Origin of the sequence: Actinoallomurus sp. NPDC052308, assembly GCF_040679195.1 — a bacterium.
Lineage (GTDB): Bacteria > Actinomycetota > Actinomycetes > Streptosporangiales > Streptosporangiaceae > Actinoallomurus > Actinoallomurus liliacearum.
Genome location: NZ_JBFAUM010000028.1, coordinates 76476 through 95708, shown reverse-complemented (window position 1 = coordinate 95708; position 19233 = coordinate 76476). Strand labels below are relative to the sequence as shown.

Sequence of the window (19233 nt, the reverse complement as noted above, 5' to 3'; positions counted from 1 at the left end):
ATGCGCCCGCGCGAAGCTCCTCCCCCACTCCGCCGCCTCATCCACCGGCAGACCCGCATCCAACGCCCGCTTCTCAGCCGCCGCACCAACCTCAGCACCCGAACGACCGCCACCAGACTTCTCCGCACCGTCAGCTCCTCGGGAACCGAAGCCACCGGACGACGTCGACGACTCCGGCTTCGAACCCCCAGGGCCGGATTCGGTGTCGTGCCCACTTCCAGGCTTCGGTGCACCGCCGGCCGGCCCCGGTTTGGCCGCCGCGCCATTCCATATGGCGGCTCCGGAGTAATTCCCCTGGTCGATGAGATCCTCGAGATGAGCGTTCAACTGCTCATGGACCTCTGCCACAGCCGCAGGACCGCCTGATTCATGCGCCTGCGCGGCCTTCCTGCCCCAGTCCGCTGCCTCCTCCGGGCTCAGACCGAATCGCGATGCCTGTGTCTCAAGGTGCCTGTAGTCCTCAGCGGCCGACCGGCCGGTATCGGCCTTCTGTCCGCCCTCGGGAGCCTTCACCCCCGTCGAGCCGACCTCGTTGCCCGGCATCGGCGGCTCGGCCTTCGGGCCACCGGTGCCGGGCTCGGCCCCCTGCCCGGTCTCGGATTTCGGTGCCTGACCGCTCGGAGACGGAGCCGCCGACCCGGAGGACGTCTGCTCGTGCCCCTGCGACTCCGGCTCTTTCGGCGTCGACGGCGCCGACGTCGAACCGCCCTGATGCCCGGATTCACCATCGGACGGTCGGCCACCACCCGAGGTAGGCGCTTTGGTCGAGCCCGACGGCGGCGCGGTCCCTTCCCCTCCGCCGACGGTGCTCTTGCCCTGCTGACCGCCGAGGCTCGAGGACGGCTGGTCCTGACCACCCGTGGGGGTACCCTCGTGCGCCGCATCCGCAGTCGCCGAAAGTTCGTTCTGCGCGTTCTCCGCGCTCTGCGCGGTCTGCAGCCGGCTCTCGCCCTCCGAGATGGTGCCGTCGACACGCCCGGCCCCGGCCTTGTTGTCGGACCGGGTGGGCACCGCGACGCCCCGTCGGGCGGTGACCGGGGCGGACGTCGGGCTGTGGTCCATGCGGTTCCCGAGCGCCGCAGGCTTCTGGTCGCGCGCGACGGCACCCGACGTCAGAGACTGAGACTCGGTGTCCACCGTGCCGTCCGGCCTGCTCGTCGTCGGCCGGCCCGGCTGACCAGGCCGGCCCGACGAAGGCTCGCGGTTCTGCGGAAGGACGGTGCCCTGGCCGTGGTCGAGCCCGCCACGGGACGGCACCACCGCCTCCGACACCGCCGCCGGGTGAGAAGGCCCGTTCGTCGTGCTGCCGGGCACACCGGTTCCGGCCTCATCCTCACGCGGTGCGGTGGTCCGCGGCGCGGTGCCGGAGGGGTCCGTGACGCTCCTGGCAGCCGCCGAGACGTCGCCGCCGCGTTCGGCGGTCACCGTGTCGTGTGCCGTGGGATCACTCGTCCCCGTCCGCGGCCGCACCCCCCCATTCACCGTCCGCCCCGGGTCGGTGGGCGGGGTGATCCTTCCCGGCTCGGGCACCGCCGTCTGCGGCGTACGCCCAGGCACGTCCTCCTGCGGCACCGACGTCGGTGCCACGGTCTCGCGCTGGGTGACACTCGACGAAGAGCCCTCCCGCGTGGTTCCGCCGGACGGGACGCGCTCATGTGGCGCACCATCCGACGGGACGTTCAGACGCGGAGCTCCTCCTGTCGGTGCGCTCCGGTGCTCGGTGCCACGCGACGGGCTGCCGGGTTGTGGTGCCCACGCCGATGGAGCGTCCTCCCGCGGCCCAGGGTTCGAGCGTGGGCCGGTGTCGCCGGTCTCCCGGGACGGGACGATGGGACGCGGCGTCGTCGGCTCGTGCGTTGTCTTCGGCGCTTCGGTGCCGGGCTGTGGTCCGTCGCCCTGCGGACGGGTGACCGTTGGCCGAGGGGTACCGGGGACCTCGGACGACCGTGACGACGGGGCGCCGACATCGGACACCGTCGGGGAGTGCGAGGGATCCGGGTTGCTTGATATCCGGGTCACCGGCCGGCCGAGGGGGTCGACCGGCTTGGGCATCGCCTCCGTTGCACCGTCGGGGCGGGCGCCTGCCGGCCGGCTCTCCGCGCCGCGCCCGGCCGCGTCGGGCGCGTCATGGGAGTTGGTGGGCCCGCCGAACCTGGAGTTGACGCCCGACGAGGGACCGACGATGCCGGAGGGGTTGGCGATCTTGCCGGAGAGGCTGGGGGGATCACTTTTCAGACCCGGGCCGACCGCACCGGTATCTTTCCCTCCCGTGCCGAACAACGGAGTGAACCCGGACTTGCCGTTGGTGTCGCCGACGTTGGGAATGCTGACGCCAGTAGGTTTGAACCCCCCCTTGGCAGTGTCGCCAAGGTACGTCAGACCGGCACGGCCGCCCATCATGATAGGGCCGCCGAAGGCCAGGCCGGTGAGGCCGCCGGCGAAGAAGAGCCCCCAGCCCTCGGCATCGGTCGGAATAGGTTTCCAGTTCTTCCAGTCCGTGTTCACTCCCGCGGCCGCATCACCTGCCGCAGTGGCCGCGGCGCCCACCCCTACGAAGTCACCGCCGTAGACGATCGTCCTTGCCGGAAGCGCGAACCACGGATTCTTGAGCGCGCTTGCGCCGGCACTCCCCACCGCCCCGGCGCCGTCACCAAGGTAGGTCCCGATCTTGGGGACGATGCTGGCGAGTCCGGGCATGATGTCACCGATGCCCGAGGTGATCGAGGCGATCGCCGCGGTAGCCTCGCCGATCATGTCACCCAGTGCTGAGATGACATTGCGGAGATTGGCGATGGCAGCCCCGATCCTGCTCGCCACCGACGCGAGAAGGGAAAGGGCACCCGCCGCCAAGGCGGAGAGGCCTTCGAGCAAGGGCGCGGTGACAAGTCCGATGACGGCACCGATGATCATCGCGATGATCGAGGCGATGTTCGCCTTGTTCTCCGCCGCTATCTCTTCGCTTCGCAGCATGGCGAAGTAGTTGAGCGACTCGCCCATATCCCAGCACGAGACGACGACCTTCTCAACTAGTGGCCGGAGCCCTCCTCTGGAGTCGTACTGTTGGCCTGGGCCCGTAGATCCGGCAGGGGCGTCCGCCGGAGCGGGCGCCCCTCGTGAGGAGTTCTCGAAGGCGAACGACATGGAGTTCGCCGCCTCGCCTCGCCATCCCCCATTGATCAGGTCGAATTGAGCACCGGACATGTCCGCGATCTTCTCGTCCAGCAGATCGCCGAAAGTGATCCAGGCATTGCCGAGCGTGACGACTTTATCGGGATCGAACTCGTTATCGACGTAGCCATCGTTCGGATCGTGCGTGGACATGGCCTGTTACGGATCCTAAAGAAGTGGCGGACGGGGCGGGGCGTCAGAAGGTCTGGTCGACTGCGGTGGTGTGCACGTAAGGGTCAGGGGAGTCGAGTCCCGGCGCAACGGCGGGGTACGCTTCAGGCCCGTCGATGACCGTGTTCTCCGCTGGGGGCTGATCGGTGTAATCATCCGTGTTCGAATCCGCCGCAGGCACGTCCTGGTCCCACAGCCAGGTCTCGAGGTCGGTGTCGTCCGGGAGGTTGGTCACATCAACCCCCTCCAGCGCCGCCTGGAAGGCGGCGAAGGTATTTGACACCGTGCGCTCGCCGTGACTGTAGGCGACTGCGGCCGTGGCGAGTCCGTTGGTGATCTTGTTGAGGACACCGAGTTCCGGAGCGGCCTCCGTGCCGTAAAGCTTCTGCGCTACGTCGTTCCAGTCGTTATTGAACTTGTCCGCTTCATCAGAAGAATCCCCTACCCAGGACAACCGCAGCTCGTTCAGCGCGTTGTTGATGGCCGTCATGTGCTCGCTGATGCTCTTGACGGCGTCGTTCACGGTAGATGACGCCGAATTGATAACCCAGGGGTCCACGTCAATGCTGGACGAGTTGTAGTTGGGCAGGGTAGGCGGCAGGATGCCGGTGGGTTCACCAGGCGGCGGGATGAGGAGGGGTTCAACAGACGGCGGGATGGGTTCAAAAGACATCGGATGCTCCAGTGTCGCCAAGAGGGGTTAGAGCTTCTCGTGGGCGGGGCCCTCTCCGGAATGCCGGTACGAGCCGCGGGCGACCTCTTCGGTCTGCCGATAGTTGTCGTATGACTGCCGTATGCGATCAACCACGTTCGTAGGCAGGGACCCCTCGTTCGTAGGCAGGGCCCCCTCCGGAATGCCGGTACGAGAGGTTGCCGCGGACGACCTCTTCGGCCTGCCGGTAGTTGTCGTATGACTGCTGCATGCGATCAACCACGTTCGCGAGCAGTTCGTCGAGATTGGTCAATGCGCGTTCGACCTGAACGGATATGTCGGAGAAGGTATCACCCGACGGAGAGGTCCAAGCGAACTGAACATTACGGAACTGCTGCTTTATTGTGTCATGATAACCCGATATTGCCTCGGCCTTGCCCTGAAGCACCCTCAGAGTTTCGGCCATCTGCGCGAGGTCGACCTTCCAAGATCCGGGGGTCATCACTACCCCAGCGTCACCGTCCAGCACGAAAGCACCGTCCGAGGGCCTGAACGTCCCGTGGGTGACGCCGTCATCGCCGACGAAGTAGGTGTCGCCCGAGTCGGTGGTGAACAATCCGGTGCCGTCGTCATAGGTGCCATGGAGTACGGTGCCGTCGCCGAGCACGATCGTCGTGCGATCGATCGAGAAGAAATCACCGCCGATCATCTGACCGTACGCCGTCGAACCATCCGGCATCACATGACTCGCCCCGACAACAAGCCCGGACTCCGTGGCCAGATAAACAGCACCCGAATCGGTTACGAAAACCCCATCCTGCGGACTGCCGCCATGAAGAACATCACCATTCGCCAACGCAACCGTCGCGCCATCAGCCGAATAGAAATCACCGCCGATCATCCGACCGTACGCCGTCGAACCATCCGGCATCACATGACTCGCCCCGACAACAAGCCCGGACTCCGTGGCCAGATAAACAGCACCCGAATCGGTTACGAAAACCCCATCCTGCGGACTGCCGCCATGAAGAACATCACCATTCGCCAACGCAACCGTCGCACCATCAGCCGAATAGAAATCACCGCCGATCATCCGACCGTACGCCGTCGAACCATCCGGCATCACATGACTCGCCCCGACAACAAGCCCGGACTCCGTGGCCAGATAAACAGCACCCGAATCGGTTACGAAAACCCCATCCTGCGGACTGCCGCCATGAAGAACATCACCATTCGCCAACGCAACCGTCGCACCATCAGCCGAATAAAAATCACCGCCGATCATCCGACCGTACGCCGTCGAACCATCCGGCATCACATGGGCCACCACGGAAACAACACCATCCGCGGTGACTAGATAAGCGTTACCAGAGTCAGTGGTGAAGACTCCCGTATTCTCGTCCAAGTTTCCGTGAAGCACCGAGCCGTCATCGAGCGCGATCGCCTCGTGGTCAACCGACAAGAAGTCGTTGCCGGCCATCATGCCGTAGGCGATCGTGCCGTCCGGCATGACGTGGGTCGTGCCGCCCGGAATGAAGTGGCCGTCCGGGGTGGAGATTCCGTGTTCCGGTTGTCCTCCTGCAGGGACGTAGACCGTACCGTCGTCGGAGAGGAACGACCCGTCGGACTCGAGTGTCCCCGGGTGGCCATCGACGGTGCGCTGCGCTCCGGCAGGCTCGACCGCCGGCTGGGCTTGAGAGGCTCCCGATGTCGGTGTCGTCACAACACAAGCTCCACTCTTACTCTGCACCCATAGTGGCGGCTCCCACCGTACGGAGTCCGCTCCATCACGGACAGGTCCACGTCGAAGCTCGGACGGTGTCCAGAAAAAGGGACGTCGATGTCCTCGCCACGTCAAGGGGAGGATGAGAGAAAATACGCGCGCGGACCGTGCAGAGGTTTCCGTGGCCGCGAAGATTCTGGAGCCGAGACGGCCGCACAGAGAGTTGGTGTTGTCGATGTCCGATCAATTGGGCTCGGTGAAGCCGATCACGCCTAAGTACCAGACACCTGGGAAGCCGTGGGAACCGGCGATCGACGACTCCGACGACGTGCAGAAGGCCGCCGCCGACGACTACACCAGCTATTACGGCGGAACGCCGATCTCGAGTGGGTCGGACGACGGCGACCCGGCACCGCCAGAGAAAAGCGGCAATGAGCCGATTCTCGGGATGGCCTACACCACGGCACCCGATATCCACCCGCTGCGGGATGACGGCTCGTCCGACGGCGCCTCGCCCGCGATGGAGAGCGGCCGGTTCTACATCAACCTGTCCACCCTCCGGTCGTCCGAGCAGCGCTGTCTCGATGCCACCTCGCAGGCCGTCGATGGATACGAGACATTGAAGGACGAGGTCAACAAGGCGGCCGGCGACGGTAACTTCTTCGGCCAGGATGTCGGCTTCACCCAGGGTACGGTGCAGACAGGCACGATTACCTTCCAAGGGGGCTGGGTTCCGGACCCGGGCGACGACGCTGCCCAGCAGTTCGCGGACGCGACCATCCCCCAGATGAAGAACCTGCTGAACGCCATCGGGAACGCGATCGAGGCGATGGGCGGATTCACCGCGCTGATCACCGATGCGGGTCAGTCCTACGCCACGATGGACAACAAGGCCGTCTTCCCCCCCGCCTGACCGTTCGGTTCCTGGGCCCCTTTCCCAGGCACCGGCTCGACTTCTTCAACCCGGCAGGTCCTCCGGAAGCAGAGTCACAAGGTCCTCGGTCGTCGGGGCTTCGAGTTCCACGACTCGTTTGGCGTGGTTCTCCGTCATGCGCTGGAAGATCTGCCGGGCGGTGCGGCCGTTGCCGAAGCGGTCGTCGCGCACCATCGAGCCGAAGTAGGCCAGCAGCGACTCGCGGGTCCGCTCGGGCAGCTCGTACTGGTGCTCGCGCGCGTTGAAGTCGACGATCCGCACGAGTTCCTCGGGGCCGTAGTCCTCGAAGAGGAGGGTGCGGGTGAACCGGGATGCCAGGCCGGGGTTCACGTCGATGAAGCGTTCCATCTCGTCCGGATAGCCGGCGACGATGACGACCACGTTGTCGCGGTGGTCCTCCATCAGCTTCACCAGGGTGGCGACCGCCTCCCGGCCGTAATCCGTGCCCTGGCCTTCCGGGGTCAGCGCGTACGCCTCGTCGATGAACAGCACGCCGCCGAGCGCACGCCGGAAGATCGCGGTGGTCTTCGGGGCGGTGTGGCCGACGTACTCACCGACCAGCGAGCCGCGGTCGGCCTCCACCAGGTGCCCGCGGGAGAGCAGGCCGACCGCGGCGAGGATGCGGCCATAGAGCCGGGCCACCGTGGTCTTACCGGTGCCGCTGTTGCCGGCGAAGACCAGGTGTCGGCTGAGCGGTGGTGAGGCGAGGCCGGCCTCGGTACGCTGCCGGACCATCTGCATCACCTTGACCATGGTGCTGACGTCCTGCTTGACCCCGTCCAGACCGACCAGCCCCTCCAGTTCGGCCAGTACCTCGGCCAGGCTCTCGGCCTTCCTGCCGTCCGGCTCCGTCGTGCCGTCAGGCCCGGTGGGCGCGCCGGCCGGTTCCGGCGCGCCGACGTCGGTGGACGGAACCGGGACCCCGGCGCGTACTCCGGCGGGATCGCCGTCCGGGTCCTGCGGCAACTCCCCCGCCTTCACGTTCTCGGCCCGGCACGAGTCGAACACCGCATCCGCGTCCTCGGCGCACTTGACGGCCTCGTCGGTGTCGTGGATCAGGCAGCCGCGCAGCAGCGGGGTGGCTCCGCTGCCGACGTAGACCGCGGGGAAGCCGGTGACACTGATGTCACAGTTCTCGTACCGCCCCGCCGCTTTGTCGGCGACGAACAGACCGTTCTTCCCGGTACGGGCGATGGACACCCCACGGAGCCGGGGGGTGGCGTGTTCCTGCACCACCAGGCCGGTGCCCTTGGTGTCGGCGATGGTGCAGTCGGTCAGCCACACCGCGGCGCGTTCCCGGACGAAGACGCCTGCCGCGCCGGTCTCGGTGACGTGGCAGTCGACGACCAGCGCGGCGGTGCCGGCGGCCACGTCGAGGCCGGGCCCGGAACAACCCTTCACCTCGCAGCGGTCGATCAGCGGCCGGTGCTCGGTTTTGAGGCTGATCCCGGTGCCCACCTTGCCGATCCGGCAGCGGAGGGCCGACAGATCGCAGCCGTCGACGGCGAGCCCGGACAAGCCGGCATCCTCGATCGTGGTGTTCTCGACGGTGATCAGGGCGTCATCGGTGCCCCGCAGCCCGTGTTCCGGGGTGCCGCGCAGTTCGCAGGCGCGGACCGCGAGGCGGCTGGTGCCGCCGGCGTGAACCGCGGTGTACGCGGCGTCGCTGACCACGGTCGCGCTGAGGACCAGCCGCGCCGACTCACCCGCGTACACCCCGTTGGCCGCCACCCGCTGGATGGTGCTGCGGCTGACCTCGACCCGAGCCGTGCCCCCCACCGCGAGGCCGGTGTCGCCCGTGTCGGTGATCGTCGTCCCATCCAGCCGCAGCCGGCCGTCGCCGCCGACCACGACCCCGGTCGCCCGCACCTCGCTGATCCGGCACTCCGTCAGGGAGGCAGCGGCCTGCCCGGTCACGTGCACGCCGTCCTTCGCGGTACGGACGATCTCGCAGCCGTGTAGCGCCACCCCGAAGGCACCCCCGGCCGAGGCGTCCTCTTCCTCGCCTTGGTCGCCGTCCTGGTCCGGTACGGCGCCGGGGGCGGCGCCGGCGTGGCCGGTGACGATCAAGCCTGCGGCGGCGCTGTCACCGATGCGGCAGTCCCGTAGAAGGGGCGCGGCGGTGGCGTCGATCGCGACCGCCGCCGCTCCGGTGTGGGTGACCTGGCAGTCCTCGGCGGTGCCCCGGGCCGACCCACTGAACCGCAGGCCGTGCCCGCCGGTCCTGGTGACCGTCAGCTTCCGCAGGACCGGGGCGGCCCCATGGTCCACGAAGACGCCGACAGCGTCGACATCGGCGACCTCGGTGTCCTCGACCTCGGCCGCGCTGTCACCGCCGAGGTACAGGCCGACCTCTCCGGTGTGGTGCAGCCGGCACCCGCGCAGCACCGGGGTGGCGGTCCCGGTGGCCTGCACCGGCCCTCCGGTGATCTCGCAGCCCTCGATCAGCACCGTGCCACCGCTGATCAGGACGGCCGGCTCGCCGTGGGGGCTTTCGAGCACCAGGTCCCGTACGGTGCCGCCCTGCCCGTGCACGACGAGCGCCGGACCACGCCCACCGACCACCCGCACCGAGCCGGGGCCCTTCTCGGCGACGAGGGTGACGTCGCGGTCCAGCGCGACGCTCTCGACGTAGGTGCCGGGCTGGATGGAGATCAGAGCGCCGGGCTCAGCGGCGCGCACGGCGGCCATGATCGTCCGGTGCGCGCCCCAGCTGCGGTGGCCGACCCGCAGTGCGCTCCTCAACGCCCCGCCGCCGGTCCGGTGATAGAGCGTACGGCCGTGAGGTCAGCGCTCATACGGCATTACAGGTGATCCGCACCTGCGCGGCGGCGACGTGGGCGTCCTTCGCGGCGCCGCCGTCCCTGGCCCCGGCGTCGACCAGCTTCACCGTGACGAGCCCGGTCCTGACCTTGAACGGCTTACCGGTGACCCAGTGACCATGATTGGAGACCTGGGAGACCAGGTAGCCGCCGATCGAGGAGTCGGCGGAGCCGTAGCCGTAGTCGGTCTGGAAGTAGTAGTAATACGCCGGGTCGCCCCCGACGAGCCGACGGTCGGAACTGTTCGGGACGTAGGTGGCCAGCGTGCAGGAGGCGCTGGTGTACGTCTTGCTGAGGTCGAACCGCCACAGCGCGAACCGGGTGTCGTCGTAGGAGGCGGGCTGTCCCGACACCGGTATGGACAGGTACTCGCCGGTGCAACTGTCGCCGCTGTAGCCGCCGCCGGTCGTGGTGGACCAGCCGGTGGTCTGGTCGCTGTTGGTCCCGGTGTAGTAACCGTACGCGGCGAAACTGCTGGTGGCGGTGGAGGCACAGCCCGGCCCGGCCACGGCGGTCCAGGAGTTGCCCGTCCGCATCGTGCCCCCGCCGCCGGTGCTCGGTGGCGAGGCCATGGGCTTGAGGTCACTCGGCTTGGCGATCGCCCGGCCGCCGCCGAGGGCGCCGGTCAGGAGGGCGCCGAGCGCCACGGCGACCACCCCCGCGAAGCCGGTCGCGAGGACCCGTACCCCGGAGTGGCCCGGTCGCCGGTCCGGGCGTACGGTCCGGTTGAAGGCGGCGGCGAATCCGCGCCAGTCCTCGTCCTCGTGGTTCATGCTCGGGCAGTGCTCCTCGTCACGTGCCGTATCCGCCGACAGCGGCCGGCCTTACGCTGACGGCCTCGTGCCCACCACACTGAGCACGAGGCCGGGTGGAAGCGGTCAGTGCTTCCAGGTGGAGACGTTGGACCACTCCGCCTCGGAGTAGTTGTTCCAGTTGACGTTCATGGCGTGGGCGATCCGCCCGAGCACGCCGTCGGGGCCGAACAGACCATTGGCGGCGATGTCCCACTCGTTCTGCATGTCCTGGTAGAAGGTGGACGCCTGGCTCTGTTGCCAATCCTCCTGGAGCGGGACGAGCTTGCTCTTGAGCCGGGCGAGCTCGTCCGCGATTGCGGCGGCCTTTGCGTTGATGGTGGCGCCGGCATTGCTCAGCATGTCACTGACGCGGATCTGGGTACCGTCGATGCTATGGGACATCGGGGCACCGTTGCCGGAATCCGCTGTGTTATAGGTTTCCCAATACTGGGTGCCGGTGGCCATCGAATTGAGCCCGGGAGGCACGGGATTCGTAACATGGTACGTTTCGGTCATCTGCGTGCTCCGTCAGTTGAAGTTGGTGCCGACAGGCGGGGCGGGGAGCTCCTCACCCAGGGCTCTGAGGTTGTTAATGTTCTGCTCTTCGGAGTTCACGTAGTTGACGTAGTTGCCCTGGAGGCCGCCAGCGATGTCTGTCAGTGCGTCGTGCAGCATGGTGGCGTAGGTGTTGTAATCCTGCATGAGGATGTTGAACTGGTCGGCGGCGATGCCGCCCCAGGCGGCCTCCACACTCTGGACGTACTTCTGCAGGTCGCTGAGTTGGTCGGCGATCTCATTGGCCGTGGAATTCGTGTCCGCCACGGCCTGGGCCAGGTACTCGGGGGTGACGTGGTAATGCACCCCACCGACGGTGACGTCGCCCGTGTAGTCGGAGGGAACCGTCATATCGCACTCCAAGGATTCTTGATGAGTTGTCCGTCGGTACGCCGCCTGACTCGTAGAGCCCGCCGTCCGCCTTCTTCCGGCCACTCCGACCGACTGCCGCGAATAGCGGAAGGCAGAGGACAGTTTGTCGAACACGAAGCGGGAAGGGAAGCATTGATCACCATTTTGGGGATAGGGCGGGACACCTTTTAGGGGACATGCCCATGTCGGCTGGACATATCTCTGTATGCTCCGCGCAGTGCCCGAATGAGCTTGGCAACGGTCCGCGAAGGCCCGCCGGCACCCCGCTGAGGACAATCCTTCCCCTGACCGGCACCGTAACTCCATAGCGAGCTGTGCGGTACCGCTGCCATGGCCAGGGAAAACCTCGGCCGACTGCGTGAGGAGACATACGAATGGAAGGAACGACGCCGGATCGACCGACCGGAGAAATTCCTGAGGACCCGGTGCTGCACGATCCTGTCCTGCCCGCTCCGGGGCCTGCCTCCGGTGAGTCCGAGCAAGCGAAGAAGCCCGGTTCGGACGGGCCGTCCGGCCCGGGCGGCTCCGCCCGCGGCTCGCTGCGGCGTGGGCAGTGGACGGCTCCACCGGCCGCCGACCGCCCGGACGGGGAGGCCGGCGAGGATGGAGACGTCACCAGGCCGACCGCCCGCGCGCCGCGCCGGGCCCCCATGGCGGCGGTGGGCCTGGCGACGGCGGTGCTGCTGGTCGCGCTGGGCGGAGTGTTCGCCGTGGAGGTGCACGGGCACCGGAACGTCACGTCCGACGGGGCCTCGCAGAACATGGCCGCGAACAGCAAGGCCGCACCGGGCCATTCGGTGCAACAGCAACTGCCCTCGGCCACCCCCAGCCGGTCCGAGGCCCCGAAGCAGCAGCAGCAACAGCAACAACAGCACCAGAAACAACAGCAGCAGCAATCCCCGACGCCCGCCAAGCTGCGCACGACATCGAACCAGACCGGACCGGCCCCGGTCGCCTTCTGGAGGATCGGCTCGGGGTCCGGCGCTCTCGGCACGGACGAGACCAATGCCTTTCCCGCCGCCGTCTACGACGTCGCCCGCGGGTCGGGACACGGCGGCTGCGGGATCTTCAACGGCAAGGACAGCCAGCTGACCACGGCCGGCCCGGTGCTCGGCACCGGAGCGGGTCAGAGCTTCACCGTGTCGGCGTGGGTGTACCTGACCAGCACCGCCCACTTCGCCACCGCGGTCAGCCAGGACGGCAGTACGTGGAGCACCTTCTACCTTCAGTACGTGAAGGCCGGCAACCGGTGGGCGTTCTCCCGCAACACCCGGTCACTGTCGTCGGCCGCTCCAAAACTGCGGACCTGGACCCATCTGGTCGGGGTGTACGACGCCGGCGGCGGGCAGGTGACGCTTTACGTCAACGGGGTGCGGCAGAGCACCACACGTGACACCTCCCCGGTCTCCTCCACCGGCGACCTGGCGATCGGCCGGGCCAAGGCCAACGGCAAGAACACCGACTGGTTCCCGGGACGGATCAACGACGTCAAGGTCTTCAGCACGGCACTCACCGCAGCCCAGATCCGCGAGATCTGACGGTCGTCTGACCGACCAGGATCGTGCCCGCCTCCTCCAGCCGCCGGACAAGGTCGGCGACGGTGGTGGGCACCTGGTCGGCGAAGTCCCGGGGCCCATGGTCACAGGCCGGTTGACTCCGACCGTGCGGTCGCTCCTGCGATGATTCCCAGGCGGCGCGCCGACCTTCCCGGCCCGATCGTGGACGGCCTGGCCGGAGGGCACGTGTCCTACTGGAGATCCGAGGGAGCGCCGGCGTCCCTCGGGAAGAGGGCGCGCACGGCGTCGGGGATGCCCCTGACCGCATCGCCGCCGCGGATCGTCGCCTGCAGGAGATAGCCGGGAAGCACGCAGAGCAGTACGCTCGCCAGGTCGTCCGGGGAGGACTCCGCCCCGGCCGCCGAACCGGCTCGGGCGATCTCTGCGAGGGCGTGACCGGCCGCGTCGAACGAATCCCGTAGCCGCGCCGCCAGCGCGGGGTTGCGCAGCGCCTCGGACCACACGTGCAGCGCGATCGCGCCGAACCCGTCGGCCGCCTGACGGGCGCCCACGAACTCCAGCGCGGCCGCCAGCACCGCGCCGACGCCGTGCCGGCCGTGCTCGGCCGACTCCCGCACGATCGCGACGATCTCGTCGAGGTTCTCCTCGGCGATGGCGGCCATTACCGCGTCCTTGCTGTCGAAGTAGCGGTAGACCGCGCCGGATGACATCCCGGCCTCGGCTACCAGGTCCCGCATGGACGTCTCGTGGAAACCGTCGCGGAGGAAGCAGCGCCTGGCGGCGGCCAGGATGTGGGCGCGACGCTCGTCGCGGTACTCGGGTGAGACCTTCGGCACCGCATCACGATAGCAAAAAAGCACGGACGTTCGCTCTTGACGGGACGACGCCTCGAGGAGCATGGTGGAAAAACAAAAACGAACGATCGTGCGCGGTTGCACCTGAGCGCGAAGCCGGGGGCTCCCAGACGTCCGGGATCGCGCGCGGGTGGGGCCGCGTCGTGGTCATCCGTATCAGGGACCGGCCACCGCTCGCCTGCGAGCCACAGGTCCGTGGCGCTCCACGGTGACGAGCAGGGCGACGCATCGAGGAAGGAAGGACGACGACATGTACGACCCACACGACTTCGGCACGTTCGGCCGCTTCCAGGAGACCCCGGTCGACCGCATGTCCCCGGACATGAAAGCGGCGTACGAGTTCACGCTCGAACTCCGTGGGCTGATGCCCGGCCCGCACAAGATCTGGCTGGCCAACCCCAGGCTGTCGCGGACGATCGTGCCCACCGGCGCCTATTTCCAGACCGAGTCGACGCTGACGAAGGCCGAGATCGAGATCGCCACGAACCTCATCTGCGGCCGCTGGACGGCGGCGTACGCCAATTACGAGCACGAGAAGATCGGCGAGCAGGCCGGCGGGCTGCGGCCCGAGGCGGTGCAGGCGCTCATCGCCGGCTTGCCGACGTCGTTCGAGGACCCCCGTGAGCAGGTCGTTTACGAGCTGACCTGTGCGCTCATCGCCCGGCGAGTCGTCCCGCTCGGCCTGTTCCGGCGTGCGCAGGAACTGCTGGGCGACGCCGGGATCGTCGACCTCACGGTGCTGCTCGGGTGGTTCACCGCCGTGTCCTTGACCCTGGCCGCCTTCGATGTGCCGTCCAGCGCGGTCGGGCTGGACCAGTAGAGGCGTCGGCAGAAAAGGAAAGGAGGCCTCGAATGACCATCTCCAGCCACGAACTCGGCGGGCGTCTGCCACTGGCGGACCGTTCATCACTCTCGGAGAGCCAGCAGCACCTGTTCGATCGCATGACGGAATCGGTCGTCCCCTGGGCCGAACACAACGGATTCACCAGCCGCACACGAGAGGGCCGCTTCATCGGCCCGTTCAACGGCGCGCTGCTCAGCCCCGTCATCTCCGGTGGTTTCCTGGACTTCCAGGCCGCGGAGGAGACCCACACCTCCTTGACCGAGCGGGTGCGGCAGGTCGTGATTCTGGCCGTGGGCGCCGTCTGGGGTTCCGCCTATGAGCTGTACGCACACTCGGCGGCGGCCCGTACGACCGGCCTGCCCGAGGAGACCGTCGACGCGCTCGCCGCCGGCCGGATGCCCGGCGAGCTGTCAGCCGCCGAGCGGACCGCGTGGCGGTTCGCGCACCGGCTGACGGCGCGGCGCCGGATCGAACAGCCGCTCTATGACGAGGCCCGGGCAGCCTTCAGGCCGAAGGGCGTCACCGACATGGTCCTGCTGATCGGCGCCTACCAGACCGTCTGCGGCCTGCTCAACACCTTCGAGGTCCCAGCACCGGAGGCCTGCCATGGCAATTGATCACGCGGCGACGGTGCAGACCGTGGTGGATTTCCCCGAACACTACTTCCTGGAGAACCTCGCCGTCCGCTCCGACAACTCCGTACTCGTCACCGTCCTCAACCACCGACAGCTGTGGTGGGTCCCGCCCTTCACCGGAGCCGAGCCGGTGCGGCCGGTGCTCGTTCACACCTTCGAGCGCCTGGTGACCGGCATCGTCGAGACCGAACCCGACGTCTTCCACGTCAGCGCCACGGACGGCTACACCACCCACGAGTCCTCCCTGCACCGCGTCGATCTACGCGGCTGGAGCCCGGGTGAACCCGTCCGGCCCGAGACCGTCCTCACCTTCGACGAGCGTGTGCGCGCGCTGAACGGCAGTTGCCTGATCGCCGAGCGGACGATCGTGCTCGCCGACTCGTTCGCCGGCCTGATCTGGCGGGTGGACCTGCCTGAGGACGGGGGTCCCGCCCAGGCCCGCGTCTGGCTGAGGCACCCGAGCCTCGACCACGACCCCGACAACCCCCTGACGCCCCCCCAGCCCGGCGTCAACGGCGTGCGTTTCGCCCCGCGGACAAAATTCCTCTACTACACCTCCACCGCGCAACGCCTGTTCATGCGCGTTCGCGTCGACCCGGTCACGCACGATCCGGCCGGTGAGCCCGAGTTCGTGTCGGGCGGGACGATGGCCGACGACTTCTGCCTGGACGAAGACGCCGGCGTCGCGTACGTCACCACCCACCGGCAGAACACCATCGACCGCGTCCCGCTCGATCCACGCCCCGACGGCACGCGGGAGATCGCGGTCGGCGATCCCTTCGACGAGCGCGTCATCGGACCCTCCAGCGCGGCCTGGGGCCGCGGCCCCGGCGAGTACGGCCGGGTCGCCTACGTCACCACCGACGGCGGCACGACGTCACCGCCGCCCGACGGCAGGATCCGCCCGGCGCGACTCCTGCGGATCACGTTCTCCTGAGGCTGGAAAGCGAGGAACGTTGTGACGGAAGCAGGAAGCGGCACAGCGGTGGACGGACGCCGCCCGGCTGATGCGCCGCGGGTCGCGTACGCGGTCGCCCGCGCGCTGAAGGAGGACGGGATCGACCGCGTCTTCCTGGTCACGGGCGGCGATCTGTGGCTGTGGCGGGCGCTACGCGATCAGGGTATCCAGCTGCATCTCGCCCGCAGCGAAGCCGCGTCCGTCGTCATGGCCGACGCTTACGCTCGCGTCACCGGCAAACCCGCGGTCGTGTACGGGCAGTGGGGGCCGGGGGCGGCGAACGTCGCGGGGGCGCTTGCGGACGCCTGGTGGGCACGCAGCCCGCTCGTCGCGCTCACGAGCACCGTCTCGACACAGGTCGAGTACAAGTTCGAGTATCAAGAGCTCGACCAGCCGCCCATGTTCCAATCGGTCACGAAGTGGCAGGCTCGCGTCACCCGCGCGGATCGCGCCGGAGAACTCGTCGCCATGGCCGTACGTATCGCAGCCGCGGGATGCCCGGGGCCGGTGCACATCGACATCCCGAGCGACATACTCGCCCAGGACGCGCAACCGGCGGCCCACTACGCGCCCGCCTGTGCCCCGGCACCGCCGGCCCCCTCGGCGAGTGCGGTGGACGACATCGTCGGCAGGCTTGCTCGCAGCCGGCGACCGGTGATCCTGGCCGGCAACGGCGTGCTGCTCGCCGATGCCGCGGCGGATCTCACCGAGTTCGCGGAGATCGCGACCGTTCCCGTCCTGACGACCCTCGGTGGGAAGGGAGCGATCCCCGAGAACCATCCGCTGTCGGCCGGCGTCGCGGGACGGTACTCGAGCAAGGTCGCGAACGAGATCGCGAGAGACGCGGACTTCATCCTGGCGATCGGCACGGATCTGGGCGCCCTGGCGACCGACACCTACACGCTGCCCTCTCCCGATGCCGAGGTCGTACAGGTCGACCTGGCAGCCGAACGCATCGGCCGGACACGCGCCGTCGAGGCGGGCGTGGTCGCCGATGCCGGTGAGGCGTGCCGGGCGCTCACCGCGGCGTTGACACTCGCCACGGCATCGACCGCGAGACCGGACAACGACGCTCACCACACGTGGTGCGCGTCGGTCCGGAGAAGACGTGATGCCTGGCAAGAGGCATTCGAGGCCGTCGCACGCCGGCCCGCCGTGGGGCATGTGCGGCCCGAGGCCATCGTCGCGATCCTGCGGGAACTCGCCGGCGATCGCGACATACTCGTCGCTGACACCGGTTTCATGGGGGCCTGGGGAGGCGCGCTGTTCCCCGTCCACGCGGCAGGCCGGACCTTCCTGCGCGCCGCCGGCACGCTCGGCTGGGCCTTTCCCGCCGTACTCGGCGCCCAGCTCGCGGCGACGTCGGGACAACGCGCGTTCGCCCTCGTCGGCGACGGTGGCTTCGGCTACAACGTCGGAGACCTCGAAACCGCGATGCGGCTGAACGTCCCCGCAGTGGTCATCGTCCTGAACAACGCGAGTCTCGCGTACGAGCATGTCGGCTTCGAACACGCTCTCGGAGGCGACGTCGTCGTCAGCAAGGAACGGGTCGCTCCGGTCACCACCTTCGACGCCCGGCTCGAACGCGATATCTGAGCCGGCCCAGGAGACGCCGTCACGGCTTTCGCGGGGCTCGTGGGCAACTGGCCGGGTCGAGAACGCCGGTGGGGCATGGAGGACAGACCCCTGCGGAAGCTCAAGGGGACACCGGAACGGGGTACTGGAGGCCGCAGGCTCCCGCCGGAAGAATGGCCTGGTCCGATCGAGAACCTCAAGGGACACGTCTTTCGTGGATGAGCACTGCCGGATCACCGTTGTGGGTGAGCGACGCCAGGTCGACCTCGCGGTACCCGCCGACGCGCCGATCACCAGCTACGTGAACGCTCTGGCCGAGTTGTGCGCCCAGCCGGAGACCGACGTCATGCCGGCCGCCTGGTCGCTGGCCCTGCCCACCGGCGAGCCGTACGCGCCCGAGCGCTCGCTGAACCAACTGGGCATCGTCGACGGCCAGGTGCTCTACCTGCGCGACGTGACGGCGCACGAGTTCGAAGAACCGGTGGTGTACGACGTCGCCGAGCGGGTCGCCGAGGTGTCCGAGGGACTGCTGGACCACCGCTGGAACGCCCGCGCCCGGCTGGTGACCGCGACGGGGATCAGCCTGTGCTGGCTGGTCGCCGCGCTGGTCGTCCTCCAGGCGCGCGGCCGGTTCGCCGTCGGCGTCCTGGCCGACCTGGCGGCGACCGCCGGCATGATGCTGCCCGCGCTGGCCTGGGTGGCCGGCGAACGGCGGTGGCAGGTACCACGGCGGCTGCGCGAGGCGCTCGCCCTAGCCTCGGTACCACTGTTGGCGCTGGCCGCCAGGGCGCTGGCCGTATCAGAATGGCCCCCCGGTTCGGAGGGGCCCGGCGGGTCGCTGACCCGGGGTGGCTTCTTCCTGGGTGCCCTAGCCGTCGGCGCCCTGGTCGGTGCTCTGCTGGCGTACGTGGCGGCGCTCGGGGTGCTCACCTGCGCCGTGCTGGCCGCGAGCGCGGCCACCGCGGTCATGGCCGGCGGACTGGCTCTCCTGGGGGCGAACGGCACCCAGACGGCCGCGGTCGCGGCCGTGATCGCGTTCGTCCTGCTGACGTTCTCCGCGCAGACGACCAGCGGCCTGGTCGCCTACGCCTACCGGCGGGTCGGCGAGCGGCGGCTGCCCGGCGAAGGCGACCGCGACGAGGACCGGGTCGCGCAGGCCGTAAGCAGCGCGACCCTGCTGCTGGTGATGTGGACCTGCGGCCTGGCCGCCGTGCTGGCCACCTCGCTGGTGGCTCTGGCCGCCTCCGGGTCCTCATACGGTGCCTGGCTGGACGTCTGTCTCGGGGCGGCACTGCTGCTGCGCATCGGTGAGGCGCGGCTGGTCGCCGAGGCGGTGCCGATCGCCGTTGCCGCGGCCGCCGCGCTGTGCATGCTGCTCGTTCTCGGAGCCGGCGCGCTCGGCTGGTCGGGATGGACCGCGCCGGCCTGCGCCGGCCTGGTCGCCGTCGCGCTGCTGGGTTACGGCCTCCGGAATTTGGTGCGCCATCCGGAACCGCCATCCCGGGCGCGCCCCGGGTGGCTGACGAGCACCGCGTCGGTGCTCGGCGGGGCCGGCATCGGCTTCGCGGTGGCAGCCTTCGGGGTGTTCGACTGGTTCCTCACCTTTGGCCGGGGCCTGTGACGCGGACCGGTCCCCACCGAACAGAGATGGGCACCGGA

General features: G+C 68.6%; 14 protein-coding genes and 1 pseudogene. 7 read left to right on the top strand and 8 right to left on the bottom strand.

Features of this window, described 5'->3' with window-relative positions:
- From AB0L00_RS38250 to AB0L00_RS38240, 3 genes and pseudogenes are all read right to left on the bottom strand, one after another.
- Positions 1 to 3321: pseudogene (locus AB0L00_RS38250) on the bottom strand (hypothetical protein); the annotation flags it as partial.
- A gap of 43 nt (positions 3322 to 3364) precedes the next feature.
- Positions 3365 to 4033 carry a WXG100 family type VII secretion target gene (locus AB0L00_RS38245; protein WP_364442374.1) on the bottom strand — a complete coding sequence of 223 codons (669 nt, stop codon included), beginning with the start codon at positions 4031 to 4033 and terminating at the stop codon, positions 3365 to 3367.
- 106 nt (positions 4034 to 4139) lie between these two features.
- The gene (locus AB0L00_RS38240) at positions 4140 to 5714 is read right to left on the bottom strand and encodes a WXG100 family type VII secretion target (protein ID WP_364442373.1); all 1575 of its coding nucleotides are present in this window, start codon (positions 5712 to 5714) and stop codon (positions 4140 to 4142) included.
- Positions 5715 to 5895: 181 nt separating this feature from the next.
- Between AB0L00_RS38240 and AB0L00_RS38235 the strand changes: the two genes are divergently transcribed.
- Complete coding sequence (locus tag AB0L00_RS38235; protein WP_364442372.1) at positions 5896 to 6627, top strand: hypothetical protein; 732 nt, start codon at positions 5896 to 5898, stop codon at positions 6625 to 6627.
- A 45-nt stretch (positions 6628 to 6672) separates the two neighbouring features.
- Here AB0L00_RS38235 and AB0L00_RS38230 read toward each other — a convergent pair whose 3' ends face one another.
- The 4 genes from AB0L00_RS38230 to AB0L00_RS38215 all read right to left on the bottom strand — a co-directional run bounded on the left by AB0L00_RS38230 (position 6673) and on the right by AB0L00_RS38215 (position 11170).
- Positions 6673 to 9393, bottom strand: a complete 2721-nt coding sequence (locus AB0L00_RS38230; RefSeq protein WP_364442371.1) for a right-handed parallel beta-helix repeat-containing protein — start codon at positions 9391 to 9393, stop codon at positions 6673 to 6675.
- 49 nt (positions 9394 to 9442) lie between these two features.
- On the bottom strand, positions 9443 to 10243 hold the full coding sequence (locus AB0L00_RS38225) for a hypothetical protein (protein WP_364442370.1): 801 nt from the start codon (positions 10241 to 10243) through the stop codon (positions 9443 to 9445).
- Between the two features lie 105 nt (positions 10244 to 10348).
- Complete coding sequence (locus tag AB0L00_RS38220) at positions 10349 to 10780, bottom strand: WXG100 family type VII secretion target (protein ID WP_364442368.1); 432 nt, start codon at positions 10778 to 10780, stop codon at positions 10349 to 10351.
- 12 nt (positions 10781 to 10792) lie between these two features.
- On the bottom strand, positions 10793 to 11170 hold the full coding sequence (locus AB0L00_RS38215) for a WXG100 family type VII secretion target (protein WP_364442367.1): 378 nt from the start codon (positions 11168 to 11170) through the stop codon (positions 10793 to 10795).
- A gap of 446 nt (positions 11171 to 11616) precedes the next feature.
- Here AB0L00_RS38215 and AB0L00_RS38210 point away from each other — a divergent pair, with 446 nt between their 5' ends.
- A complete protein-coding gene (locus tag AB0L00_RS38210) occupies positions 11617 to 12729 on the top strand; it encodes a LamG domain-containing protein (RefSeq protein WP_364442365.1) in 1113 nt (370 codons plus the stop codon).
- 209 nt (positions 12730 to 12938) lie between these two features.
- On the opposite strand, the gene AB0L00_RS38205 is transcribed toward AB0L00_RS38210, so the two are convergent.
- Entirely contained in the window at positions 12939 to 13544 is a 606-nt protein-coding gene (locus tag AB0L00_RS38205; RefSeq protein ID WP_364442364.1) for a TetR/AcrR family transcriptional regulator, read from the bottom strand.
- A 268-nt stretch (positions 13545 to 13812) separates the two neighbouring features.
- Between AB0L00_RS38205 and AB0L00_RS38200 the strand changes: the two genes are divergently transcribed.
- The 5 genes from AB0L00_RS38200 to AB0L00_RS38180 are packed head-to-tail and all read left to right on the top strand — an operon-like array spanning position 13813 to position 19195.
- Complete coding sequence (locus tag AB0L00_RS38200; RefSeq protein ID WP_364442362.1) at positions 13813 to 14382, top strand: hypothetical protein; 570 nt, start codon at positions 13813 to 13815, stop codon at positions 14380 to 14382.
- A 32-nt stretch (positions 14383 to 14414) separates the two neighbouring features.
- Positions 14415 to 15023, top strand: a complete 609-nt coding sequence (locus AB0L00_RS38195) for a carboxymuconolactone decarboxylase family protein (RefSeq protein WP_364442361.1) — start codon at positions 14415 to 14417, stop codon at positions 15021 to 15023.
- Positions 15013 to 15978: a hypothetical protein gene (locus AB0L00_RS38190; protein ID WP_364442359.1), complete on the top strand. Its 966-nt coding sequence runs from the start codon at positions 15013 to 15015 to the stop codon at positions 15976 to 15978. The genes AB0L00_RS38195 and AB0L00_RS38190 overlap by 11 nt, the downstream gene beginning before the upstream one ends.
- Before the next feature lie 21 nt (positions 15979 to 15999).
- Entirely contained in the window at positions 16000 to 17595 is a 1596-nt protein-coding gene (locus AB0L00_RS38185; RefSeq protein WP_364442357.1) for a thiamine pyrophosphate-binding protein, read from the top strand.
- Complete coding sequence (locus AB0L00_RS38180) at positions 17495 to 19195, top strand: EsaB/YukD family protein (protein ID WP_364442356.1); 1701 nt, start codon at positions 17495 to 17497, stop codon at positions 19193 to 19195. The genes AB0L00_RS38185 and AB0L00_RS38180 overlap by 101 nt, the downstream gene beginning before the upstream one ends.
- The last annotated feature ends 38 nt before the right edge of the window (positions 19196 to 19233 follow it).

Bases quoted from the DNA above. Each gene is read 5' to 3' on its own strand.
- AB0L00_RS38215 (WP_364442367.1), bottom strand. From the start codon at position 11,170: ATGACGGTTCCCTCCGACTACACGGGCGACGTCACCGTCGGTGGGGTG.
- AB0L00_RS38195 (WP_364442361.1), top strand. From the start codon at position 14,415: ATGACCATCTCCAGCCACGAACTCGGCGGGCGTCTGCCACTGGCGGAC.
- AB0L00_RS38225 (WP_364442370.1), bottom strand. From the start codon at position 10,243: ATGAACCACGAGGACGAGGACTGGCGCGGATTCGCCGCCGCCTTCAAC.
- AB0L00_RS38180 (WP_364442356.1), top strand. From the start codon at position 17,495: ATGTCGGCTTCGAACACGCTCTCGGAGGCGACGTCGTCGTCAGCAAGG.
- AB0L00_RS38190 (WP_364442359.1), top strand. From the start codon at position 15,013: ATGGCAATTGATCACGCGGCGACGGTGCAGACCGTGGTGGATTTCCCC.
- AB0L00_RS38200 (WP_364442362.1), top strand. From the start codon at position 13,813: ATGTACGACCCACACGACTTCGGCACGTTCGGCCGCTTCCAGGAGACC.
- AB0L00_RS38220 (WP_364442368.1), bottom strand. From the start codon at position 10,780: ATGACCGAAACGTACCATGTTACGAATCCCGTGCCTCCCGGGCTCAAT.